The following is a 10,315-nucleotide window of genomic DNA, read 5'->3' on the forward strand; positions in this document are numbered from 1 at the left end:
GACCCGCGGCCACCGGGCACGCCACTCGCGCCATCAGTACCTCACCTGCCCAGTCGATCGACCTGCTGGCACAACAACACCACAACCGATCAGTCTACCAAGTTAACAAACTACCGGTAAGCGGCCTGGCCGAGGTTCGCTGCGGTACGGCCGTGCCCGATAGGGGCGCCGGGATCAGCGGCGCACTTCGCCGCGCCCGCTTGGCGCCGTAACCCGAAAAGCAGTGGCCGCGCGGGCTCGGGGCCACATACGTTCGCCTCCATGGTTGACGCAGCTTTCGGGCATCCGCGCCTCGCCGCCATCTACGACCCACTCGATCCGGACCGCAGCGATCTCGATGCGTATCTCGCGATGGCGGAGGAGTTCGGGGCGCGGTCCGTGCTGGACATCGGGTGCGGTACGGGCGTGTTCGCGCTGCTGCTCGCCGAGCGCGGGATTACGGTCACCGGGATCGATCCCGCGCGGGCGTCCGTCGACGTCGCGCGTGGCAAGCCGGGCGCGGAGCGGGTGCGCTGGCTCGACGGCGACGCGGGGGACCTGCCGCCCATGCAGATCGACCTGGTGACGATGACCGGGAACGTCGCCCAGGCGATCGCCGATCCGCAGGCGTGGCGTACGACTCTGCGCGGCGCGTACGAGGCGCTGCGGCCCGGCGGGCGGCTTGTCTTCGAGACGCGCGATCCAGCGCAGCGCGTGTGGGAGGAGTGGGCGGAGTGGACGCGCGAGACCACGTACCGCATGACGGACATCCCGGGCGTCGGCCACGTCGAGACCTGGGCCGAGCTGACGGACGTGAGCCTGCCGCTGGTGAGCTTCCGGGGTACGCACGTGTTCGCTGCGGACGGGGACGTACTGACCTCGGAATCGACACTTCGCTTCCGCGAACGTACGGAGATCGAGCGGGACTTGCACGAACACGGCTTCGTCGTCGAGGACGTACGCGACGCACCCGACCGGCCGGGCAGGGAGTTCGTGTTCGTGGCGCTCCGCGGTACCGCGGAGCCCGGCCCTCCCGGAATGCCCTAGGGAGCGTGCGCACCACACAGCGCAGGGCAGATGGGACTTTGAAGACACTCCCTAGCTTGTTGTTTAACCTGGTAGCACTGGTGGGTGACCCCGGTTGATCATGAACGAAGCCCCTGGTTGATCATTCCTCTTGCGACAGAAGGAAGATCACAACCAAGGGCTTCAGTTGATCAGTATGCACGACACCGGCCGTGCTGGTGCACTCGGGGAGTTGTCCGAGTTTCGTGAGCGGTTCTACCAGTGCCTGACCGGTCGGGCGGACGCGTTGTTCGAACTGGCCGACGCGGTGCTGTGCGCTGACGGACCCGTCACCAGCCTGGCCGAGCTGTCACTGACACCTGAGCATCGACGTGGGCATGGTGCCGGCTACGACGCGATCAACCAGGGCCGCATCGAGCTCGACCGGTTGCGCACCACCCTGGCCGGGCTGCCCATACCTCGTGCGGCGAACGGGCGGATCGCGCTGGCCGTGGATGTCTCGCCGTGTGAGGTGTCAAAAGCCAGTCACAAGGCTCTGACCTGCGCTTCAGGCTGCTGCGGGTTCGTACTCGTTGATCAGTCCGCCGAGGACTGGTCGGCGACGTATCGATGTGTGGTTCGACTGCGGGACTGGGCGGTCTGGTCGTGGTGGTATGAGCTGTCGGGCTCGGTGGGGTCGGCGGTGGTTGTAGTGGGAGACGTACCGTTGCAGCACTGATCGCAGGTGGCGTTCGTTGATGACGAGCAGTCGGTCGGTGGCCTCGCGTCCGATGGTGCCGACGAACCGTTCGGCGTAGCAGTTCGCCTGCGGGCAGCGTGGCGGGGTCTTCACGACCTGGATGCCTGCGCCGGCGAGGACCGCGTCGAACGAGGTGGTGAACTGGCCGGCCCGGTCGCGGATCAGGAACCGGAAGCTGTCGGCTCGGTCGTCGAGGTCCATGGGCAGGTTGCGGGCTTGTTGGGTGGTCCATGCTCCGTCGGGGGTTGTGGTGGTGCCGAGGACGTGGACATAGCGGGTGGCGACCTCCATCACGAAGAACACGTGGACGCGCTTGAGGGTGACGGCGCAGTCGACGTGGAAGAAGTCGCAGGCCACCATGCTCGTGGCCTGGGCGCGCAGGAAGCGCCGCCAGGACATGTCGGTGTTCCGGGTCGGTGCGGGCGGTATCCGTAGGCGCTGGAGCACGCGACGGACCGTTGACGCGGCTACCCGGTGGCCGAGCTTGAGCAGTTCGCCCTGCATCCTGTGGTAGCCCCAGCCGGTGTTCTCCCGTGCCATCCGTTCGATCAACGTCACGATGGTGTCGTCGACCGGTGGGCGCCCGGTCCGACTCGGGTAGGTCCACTTCCTCGCGACCGGGCGCCGGTGCCATCGCAGGATGGTGCCCGGTGTCACCAGTCGGTGTCCGCGCAGCATCTGGGGAAGTCGGCGCACCAGGGCGGCGAGCACCGCGCGATCGGCCCAGTCCAGCCGCGGGCGAGTGGTCCGGCGCAGCACGGCGATCTCGTGCAGCACCAGTAACTCGACGTCCTTGGCCGCCGAGGTCCGGCCGAGCAGGACCAGCCACTCGCCAAGCCGGACGAAGATCAGGTACAGCAGTCGTGACACCATGCCTCACGATCATGCCCCGTGGTCGATGCTGCACGATCAGTGCAGCTCGGCAGCCTCGTGCAGAGTTTTGACACCTCGCAGGGTCTCGGGCAGGGTGCGGTGCGGATGTACAGCCTTCTCTCGCCGGGCAGGAGCGCACCTGACGCTGGAAGACACCGGCGCTTCCGAGGAGTTCACGCAGTGACCTCGTGACGGGTCTCTCTTCACGCTCTCCAGCCGGTCGGGGCGGTGCTCCCGCATCGCGGGTCGCCGGTGCCCGTGGTGCCAGTACTGCTCATCCGTAGCGCGCTGTCATCGCCTGGGGCCGAGGGTGTCAGTCGTTGAAGAAGCCGCACAGTCGGCCGATCCGGCCGCCCTCGAGCCACGCGACGTCGAAGCCGGTCACCACAGGCGCGCCATCCGCGGGGCCGACCTGCCAGGGGAAGTGGACGGCGTCGTGGTGGGTCAGCACCGTGCCATGGGTGAAGAGCATTCCGGTGAAGTTCTTCTGCGCAGTGCCAACGTACTCGTCGATGGCCGTGGTGCCGTCGGCGACGACAGCCGGGTCGGTGTACGTGCCGTTCGGGGCGAAGAGGTCGTCGACCATAATTCGTCGAGCCTGGTCGTCCGTTTCGTTCCACATCCCGATGTACTTATCGACCAGTTCGACAACTGCATTCTTGTCCATGCCGAAAACCGTATCACCGGCCGGTGTCGGAATCTATTCCAACGTGCCTCTGCAATTGTGCGGTCTACCTCACCGCGGCACCGAGAGCGGTCGATTTCGGCACCGTTCATTGGCTGGCCGGCCGCCACGGACTGCACCGTCGCTACGAGCGCAAGGTCGAGCACTTTCTTGCCTTCGTCGGCATATTCGCAGCCCTCGTCTGCTACCGATGCCTCGCCAACTGGAACAACGTCTTATGCGTCCTGAAACAATGTCCTATGCGTCGAGTTCCACGTCGGTGATCGGGTACGCGACGCAGGAGTGGGTGTAACCGAAGCGGGTGTCGGACATGCGCAGCTTGGCCTCCTCGGCGGTGTGCACGGTGCCCTTGAGGACGCGGACGCGGCACAAGCTGCACTCGCCGGAGCGGCAGGCGGCCTCGGGGCGCATGCCCTCGTCCTCCAAGGCGTCCAGGAGCGGGCGGCCCCTACGGGTGCGGAACGAGCGTCCGGCGGCGGTGACGGTGACCTCGCCGTCGGGGACCGCGTCGGCGGGCCAGTGCGCCTGACGGGTGGGATCGGTGGGCGCGCCGTTGGCTTCGAAGCGGATGCGGCGTCGGGGGTGGCCGAGGTCGAGGAGTTGCTGGAGGGCGTACGGGTAGAGGGCCTGCGGGCCGCACACGTAGACCGTGCGGGCGTCCAGTGGTCCGGCGAGCGTTGTGATGAGGGACGAGGTCAGGAATCCGGTGGATTCCGTCCAGCCGGGGCCGGGCTCGGCGACGACGTGGTCGATCCGGATGTTCGGGTGGTGGTCCGCGGCCAGGGCGTCCAGTTGGTCGCGGAAGATGATGTCGTCGTCGGTGCGGGAGCCGTAGAGGAGGTGGAAGCGGCGGTCGAGTCCGTTGTCGACGATGTCGCGGATCATGCTCATGGCCGGGACGACGCCGGAGCCGCCGGCGAGGAAGACGACGTCGTCGCCGTGGAAGAGCGGGTTGTGGTGGAAGGTCCCCATGGGGCCGGTCGTGGTGAGGGTGTCGCCCGGCGTCAGGGTGTCGATCAGGTGGTTGCTGATCCGGCCACGGGGGACCCGTCGGACCGTCGGGTCCCAGCGGTCCAGGCGCGCCGGGCTGGAGGAGATGGCGTAGGGGCGGTTGGTGCCGTCGGCGAACAGGCCCACGTACTGGCCGGCCAGGAAGGGCGGCAGGTCCGCTCCGTCGGGGCGGCGCAGCCGGAAGGTTTTCGTGGTGGCGGTCTCCGTGATGGCCTCGGTGACCACGAGGGTGAGCCGCTTGGGGGGGTAGGTGTCGACCGTGCGGCGGGTCCGGGCGGCGTGGTCGGTGGTGTCGGCGGGGCGGCTGTCGATGTCGGCCTGGACGGCGTCGTGGTCGTCGAAGAGCGGGGCGAGGGGGTGTTTCACGACTTCTCCCTGTCGGGTCAGGCGGCCTTGGCACGCAGCAGGCGCCGTGCGACGCGGTGGCCGGCTTCGAGAGGGGCTGGAAGCCGCCGCTGCCGGCCCAGGAGCCCGCCAGGTGCAGTCCGGCCACGTGCGTCTCGCGTTCGCTGTCGCGGAACAGCCAGCTCTCGGTGCGGTCCTGGTCGTAGCCGTAGATGGCTCCGCCGGGGTGGCCGAGGTAGCGGGCGATGGTCAGCGGGGTGGCGACGTCGACCTCCTCGATGGCGTCCCGGATGCCGGGGACGGCCTTCTCCGCCAGGTCGAGCAGGGTTTCGGCGTAGGCGAACTTGGCGCGCGCGTACTCGGCGGGCGGGATCTTCTCCCAGACGTCGCCGTACTGGAGCGGCAGCAGGCTGACGTACGTCGCGCCCGAGGGGGCGAAGCCGATCGGGGCGATGTCGTAGGAGGAGGCGCAGATGCCGCGGGCGGGCGCGGGTGATCGCCACGAGGCGAAGGTGCGGTCGTCGTCCAGGTCCGCGCTGACGAAGGTGGTGCTGGTGGTGAAGCCGAGTTCGGCGGGAGTGGCGTCCAGGCCCATGTGCAGGACGAAGGCCGACACGCCGACGCGCCGGGTGGCGAGGTCGTCGCGTACGGCCGTCGGCACGGCGTCGCCGAGCATCGCGTAGGTGACGGGGAGCGAGGCGTTGGAGACCACGTCACGGGCGGACACCTCCTGGCCGTGGTCGAGGCGGACGCTCACCACGCGGTCGTGCTCGGTCAGGATCGCCTCGACCGCCGTGTTGAAGCGGACTTGGCCTCCTGCCGCCACGAAGGAGTCCAGCAGCGCGCTCGACATGGCCTGCGAGCCGCCCTTGATGTGCCAGGGCTTGAACTCGATGTAGCCGTAGAGCATCAGTGCCATTTCCTGGAACGCGAGCCGGGAGGGCGGCTGGCCGATGTACGGCCAGTACGTGCCGAGGACCGACTTGATGCGGGGATCGTCGAAGTACTCGTCCAGCACGTCCTTCAGCGGGCGCAGCGCATGTCGGAAGAGCACGGGGTCGATGTCGTCGGCCGGCGTCTTGCGCAGGGCGGCGACGTACCAGACCACCACGTCGATGACGAGCGCGAAGAACCGTTCGACGCGGGCGCGGTTGCCGGGGAAGGCGTCCTCCAGCGCGTCGACGGCGTCGGCCCAGTCGGCGGGCAGGGTCACGTCGTACCGACCGGCCACCACGGCCCGGTACAGGTCGTGCTCCTGGACGAACTCCAGCGAGTCGGCGACACCCAGCCCGTCGAACAGCGAGCGCAGCGTGTCCTGCCGGCCCTCCGTCCCGACTCCGGACAGCTGGTGCAGCGCGGTCTCGAACTCGAAGCGGCCGCGCCGGAAGGAAGTGGCGCAGCCGCCGGGGACGTTGTGGCGTTCCACCAGGAGGGTGCGCAGTCCCGCGCGCTGCAAGGTGGTGGCGGCGGTCAGCCCGGCGTTGCCCGCGCCGATGACCACGGCGTCGAAGTCGGTCGTCACGGTCACTGCTCGGCGGCCTCTCGCGCGATCTGCTCGAACTGGGCGCCCATGGCCTCGGCCAGCGCCCGGGCGGCGGAGAGCGGGCGCACCATCACCGTGAAGTCGTCGATCTTGCCGTTCTCGTCGAAGTGCAGGAAGTCGCAGCCCTGGAGCTCCTTCCCGGCGACGGTGGCGGTGAAGACGAAGGCGTGGTCACGGCCGTCGGGGTTCGCGATCTCACGGATGTAGACGAAGTCCTCGAAGACGCGGGACACGCCGCGCAGGATCGCGGCGGTGATCGCCTTGCCCGGGTACGGCGTGAAGGCGATCGGGCTGGTGAAGACGACGTCGTCGGCCAGCAGGGCGGCCACGGCGTCCATGTCACCGCTCTCGACGGCCTTGCGGAACGGGTGCATGAGCCACCTCGTGTACTCAACAAGTTGAATAAGTGTGGTTGGAGAGTAGGAGGGGAGGCGAGCGTTGTCCAGGGTGGATCGACTATCAGTCACTTCGTTGACTAGTCACAACGGTGCTAGCGTGTGCCCATGGCTTTGCGGAACGCGGTGATGGCCGCGCTGTTGGAGGGCGAGGCGTCCGGTTACGACCTCGCGAAGGGGTTCGACGCGACGGTCGCCAACTTCTGGATGACGACGCCCCAACAGCTCTACCGGGAGCTGGAGCGCATGGAGGCCGAAGGACTGGTCACGGCCCGCGTTGTCGAGCAGGAGCGCCGACCCAACAAGCGACTGTTCTCGTTGACGGAGGCCGGGCGGGAGGCCGTACGCGCATACACGGCCGAGTCCCCGGGCAAGCCGGCGGTGATCCGGGACGAGTTGCTGGTCAAGGTGCAGTGCGTGGACGTCGGCGACACCGAGGCGGTCCGGGCCGCCATCGCCGAGCGCATGGAGTGGGCCACGGCCAAGCTCGTCCGCTACGAGAGGCTCCGGCAGCGCCTCCTGGACGGGCGGTCGGAGGAGGCGTACTTCGCCGAGTCCGAGCGCATCGGCCCGTACCTCACCCTGTTGCGCGGGATGTCGTTCGAACGCGAGAACCTCCAGTGGGGGGACATGGCGCTGCGCAGGCTCGACCAGCGCGCGGCCACTCTCCACGCCAACGGCTAGCTGGAAACCAAGGCACAGTTCATCGATGCGATTAATGGCAAAGTGGGCAGGCCACACCGCGCATGCCAGGCGCTGACAGCCGCTACCTGCGCTACGCGGCCCCTGGTGGCAGTCGAGGAGCAGGAGTGTGGCCGCAGCAGCTCGGCGTGCGCGACCTTGGTCTGAGCGGTCAGTTCCTCCCTCTGCGCGGAGAAGAGGGGAGCCGCAGGCGTCGTCGCAAGTCGGAGCCTCACACGGCCGAGGGGGTATCCCCGGCGGGTGAGGCCACCGGAAGCAGAGCGGGCCGCTTGGCCTGGCGGCCGTCACCGGAAGATCGGCCGCGCACGCGGCGGACGACCCAGGGACCGAGGAAGGCGCCGGCCCAGCGCAGCTCGGCGCCCACGGCCCACCGGCCCGAGGCCCCTGCCCCGTCGACCGGCAGGGGCCGGCTCCAGCTGTCGTCGCTGTCGGGCAGGCCGAGCGCATGGGCGACTGCGGCGGCGATGCGTGCGTGCCCGAGTGGGGCGGCATGCAGCCTGTCGGCACTCCACAACCGCGGATCGGTCACCACCGGGTGCACGGCCGTCTCCGCCACGGCCACGTCGTGGCGCCTGGCGGCCTGCCTGATGCGCTCGTTGAGCGCGAGGACACGGTGGCCGATCGGGCGGGCCAACGGCGTGATGCGCCCGACGTCGGGAAACGTGACCGTCGCGACGGTGGCGCCCTGGGCGGTGAGAGCGGCGAACATCGCCTCCAGGTGGCCGGCCACGTCGTCGAGGTCGAAGCTCGGGCGCAGCACATCGTTGACCCCGGCCACCACGGTGGCGAGGTCGGGCCGCATCGCGAGAGCCGGGGCGAGTTGTTCGGCGCGCACCTGGCCGGCCCGACGACCGCGCACCGCGAGGTTGGCGTAGAGCAGGCCGGGACTGTGGCGGGCGACCTGCTCGGCGAGCCTGTCCGCCCACCCGCGAAGGCCGCGGACGTCGTCGCCGTCCCCGACCCCTTCGGTCTGACTGTCGCCCAGGGCGACGTAGCGCCGATACACACTGTCCGACACGTGCCGACCGCCTCTCGTCATCGCCGCCGGTGCAGCGACGATCTACCGCTGATAGACAACTAAGCACCTATGTGTGTAGTTGACTGGCACGATAGCCTCGGGTCCAGTGCGCTGCAAAATCGATCGGTTGCGTCGAGGCGCCTGATCCGAGGATCGTTCAACGAGGACGCGTGATCGCCTCGTGCCATTGGGCTCCAGCGTGCCGCCCATGCCGACACGGAGTCGTCCCCTGGCGTGTGGGGGAGTGGCTCTCGCCGCTCGAAGGCGGTGTCGCGCGGGACGACCAGGGCGTGCGGGCATCACACCCCGCCTGGGTGCGGCGTGGTCCTCGGCCGACTGTGCGGTGCGGGTGACCGCGGTCGACGCCGCGTTGGACGAGGACGCCGGCCCGGTGGAGGCGAGCGGTCCAGAACTGTTCGCGGGAGCTGGTCGAACCGGGCCTGCTCGTCGGGCGGGGCGAAGTCGAGGAGCGTCACCCAAGGGCCCGTCGGTGTGGTGAGGAGCGTGGCCGGCGCGGTGAAGAAGGTGGTCAGGCCCTCGCGGGCGGAGCCGGTGTCCGGCAGGGGCAGTTCGGTGTCGAGGTGGTTGGAGACGGCTTCGGCGATCAGGTGCGCCCGAGCGCCCCGGCGCCGGTAGACCGACGCGTTAGTCGCCGGCGCGGTGCAGGCGATCCTCGCGGGGTGGCCGGAGCGAGTCCGGCGGCAAGGCACGGAGGGCGAGGCGCGCGGTGATCGTGGGGCGTGGCAGCCACGGTTGCCGGTCCTCGGCGGGCCACGCGTAGCAGGGCACGTCGCCGTCGAGCAGTTGGGCGAGACGAGGCTCGCCCAGCTCGCACGCCGACCAGTCGAACAGGTGCCGCAGCCGGGGCTGGATGATCCCGATGTCGACCAGGCGGCCGAAGCCGTGCTCGCGGGACACGTACCGCTCGACGTCGTTACCGAGCGGGTAGGTCGCGGGCAGGATCCGCGAGATCGACAGGAAGATCCCGGTCATGCCCAGCCGCGGGTCGCCCAGAGCGGGCGCGAGTGGTGACAGCCAGCGCAGCGCGAGACGCGGCGCGGCCACCAGTGCGTGTGCGTACAGGACGCGAATCAGCACCAGGTTGAAGAAGAACCGCTCGGTCCGGCTCTCGGCCTGGGCGAGCTCGACGTTGTCCAGGTACCCGGCCACGACGCTGCTGTTGTGTGCCCGATACCAGTTCCGTGAGGTCGGACGGCGAATGAAATCCAACGAGGGCACGGCGCTCGGCGCCGAACCAGTGGCGTCCATCCCGATGGCAAGGCCAAGGGCCTCCCAGCCATCGCGAAGCAGCCGCTCGTTGACAGCCCGCCACCACCGACTGCCAGGCACCGGGGCGTCGTCGGCCGCCAACAGCCCGCGGCGCAGTTGCCAGTTCATGAACGCCGTCGCCGCGCGCCGATACGGCAGGTGGGTGGTGCCGTCCCTGTCGGGCCCTTCGTACAGACGACGAAGCAGCGCCAGACGACCCTGCGGGTCATCGCGCACCGCGCAGACCTTCCCGCGGGCAAACTCGGCAGCACTCGGCACGGCCCAAGTCTCACCGCGAGGCAACCCGAGGACAAGGCGGCGCTGCGGACGACACACCGTGGCCGCCCGCGCCTTGATCTGAGTCCTCTGCGAGCGCCCGTATCAGCTCGCTCGTCGCATGACAGGACATGGTGGGTCTGGGGATTGACCCGGCGGTGCGTGAAGATCTCGCTGACGTCGACGTACTTGCCGCTGTGCCGGGCACCCGATAGCGCACCAGCGGGTGCTGATCGAGCCTCGATGATCCGCCGCCTGCATGCTGGAATGCGCTTTCCAGGTTGCTGGGCGCCGGTGCCGGTGCCGGTCGACGTGGCCGGGCTGGTCGTCCGCGCGCTCCGGCCGCAGCTCGCCGCCCGCCCGGAACCGGTCGTGTCCGGCATCCGGGTGTCCACCCGGGTCGGGCACGGCCGCGATGGTGGTCCGCCGTCGTTGCCGTGGCTGCTGGTCGCGG

At 69.2% G+C, this 10,315-nt stretch carries 8 protein-coding genes and 3 pseudogenes; 4 read left to right on the forward strand and 7 right to left on the reverse strand.

What is annotated here, in order from left to right; genetic code table 11:
* Positions 1–261 precede the first annotated feature (261 nt).
* Both FM051_RS48765 and FM051_RS48770 read left to right on the forward strand, forming a co-directional pair.
* Positions 262–1,026, forward strand: coding sequence for a class I SAM-dependent methyltransferase (locus tag FM051_RS48765; protein WP_158854656.1), 765 nt, complete (start codon positions 262–264; stop codon positions 1,024–1,026).
* Positions 1,027–1,201: 175 nt separating this feature from the next.
* A pseudogene (locus FM051_RS48770) lies at positions 1,202–1,510 on the forward strand (transposase); the annotation flags it as partial.
* Positions 1,511–1,552: 42 nt separating this feature from the next.
* On the opposite strand, the gene FM051_RS52870 reads toward FM051_RS48770, so the two are convergent.
* Positions 1,553–2,617 (reverse strand): integrase core domain-containing protein, encoded by a 1,065-nt coding sequence (locus FM051_RS52870; RefSeq protein ID WP_158854658.1) that lies wholly within the window; start codon positions 2,615–2,617, stop codon positions 1,553–1,555.
* 313 nt (positions 2,618–2,930) lie between these two features.
* Positions 2,931–3,284, reverse strand: a complete 354-nt coding sequence (locus FM051_RS48780; protein WP_158854660.1) for a nuclear transport factor 2 family protein — start codon at positions 3,282–3,284, stop codon at positions 2,931–2,933.
* Between the two features lie 101 nt (positions 3,285–3,385).
* Here FM051_RS48780 and FM051_RS52875 point away from each other — a divergent pair.
* Positions 3,386–3,505 (forward strand): annotated as a pseudogene (locus tag FM051_RS52875) (IS5/IS1182 family transposase); the annotation flags it as partial.
* Between the two features lie 34 nt (positions 3,506–3,539).
* Here FM051_RS52875 and FM051_RS48785 read toward each other — a convergent pair.
* The 3 genes and pseudogenes from FM051_RS48785 to FM051_RS48795 all read right to left on the reverse strand — a co-directional run bounded on the left by FM051_RS48785 (position 3,540) and on the right by FM051_RS48795 (position 6,575).
* Positions 3,540–4,679 carry a 2Fe-2S iron-sulfur cluster-binding protein gene (locus FM051_RS48785; protein ID WP_158854662.1) on the reverse strand — a complete coding sequence of 380 codons (1,140 nt, stop codon included), beginning with the start codon at positions 4,677–4,679 and terminating at the stop codon, positions 3,540–3,542.
* 148 nt (positions 4,680–4,827) lie between these two features.
* Positions 4,828–6,186: pseudogene (locus tag FM051_RS54380) on the reverse strand (phytoene desaturase family protein); the annotation flags it as partial.
* Positions 6,183–6,575 (reverse strand): nuclear transport factor 2 family protein, encoded by a 393-nt coding sequence (locus tag FM051_RS48795; protein ID WP_158854664.1) that lies wholly within the window; start codon positions 6,573–6,575, stop codon positions 6,183–6,185. The pseudogene FM051_RS54380 and the gene FM051_RS48795, both read right to left, overlap by 4 nt.
* A 129-nt stretch (positions 6,576–6,704) precedes the next feature.
* Between FM051_RS48795 and FM051_RS48800 the strand changes: the two genes are divergently transcribed.
* Positions 6,705–7,280, forward strand: a complete 576-nt coding sequence (locus FM051_RS48800) for a PadR family transcriptional regulator (protein WP_158854666.1) — start codon at positions 6,705–6,707, stop codon at positions 7,278–7,280.
* A 229-nt stretch (positions 7,281–7,509) separates the two neighbouring features.
* On the opposite strand, the gene FM051_RS48805 is transcribed toward FM051_RS48800, so the two are convergent.
* Positions 7,510–8,316: an SGNH/GDSL hydrolase family protein gene (locus FM051_RS48805; protein ID WP_238413242.1), complete on the reverse strand. Its 807-nt coding sequence runs from the start codon at positions 8,314–8,316 to the stop codon at positions 7,510–7,512.
* Between the two features lie 645 nt (positions 8,317–8,961).
* Positions 8,962–9,822, reverse strand: coding sequence for a hypothetical protein (locus tag FM051_RS48810; RefSeq protein WP_202919501.1), 861 nt, complete (start codon positions 9,820–9,822; stop codon positions 8,962–8,964).
* Positions 9,823–10,315: the final 493 nt, after the last annotated feature.

The sequence above is a fragment of the Saccharothrix deserti genome, from assembly GCF_009769385.1.
Classification (GTDB): domain Bacteria; phylum Actinomycetota; class Actinomycetes; order Mycobacteriales; family Pseudonocardiaceae; genus Actinosynnema; species Actinosynnema deserti.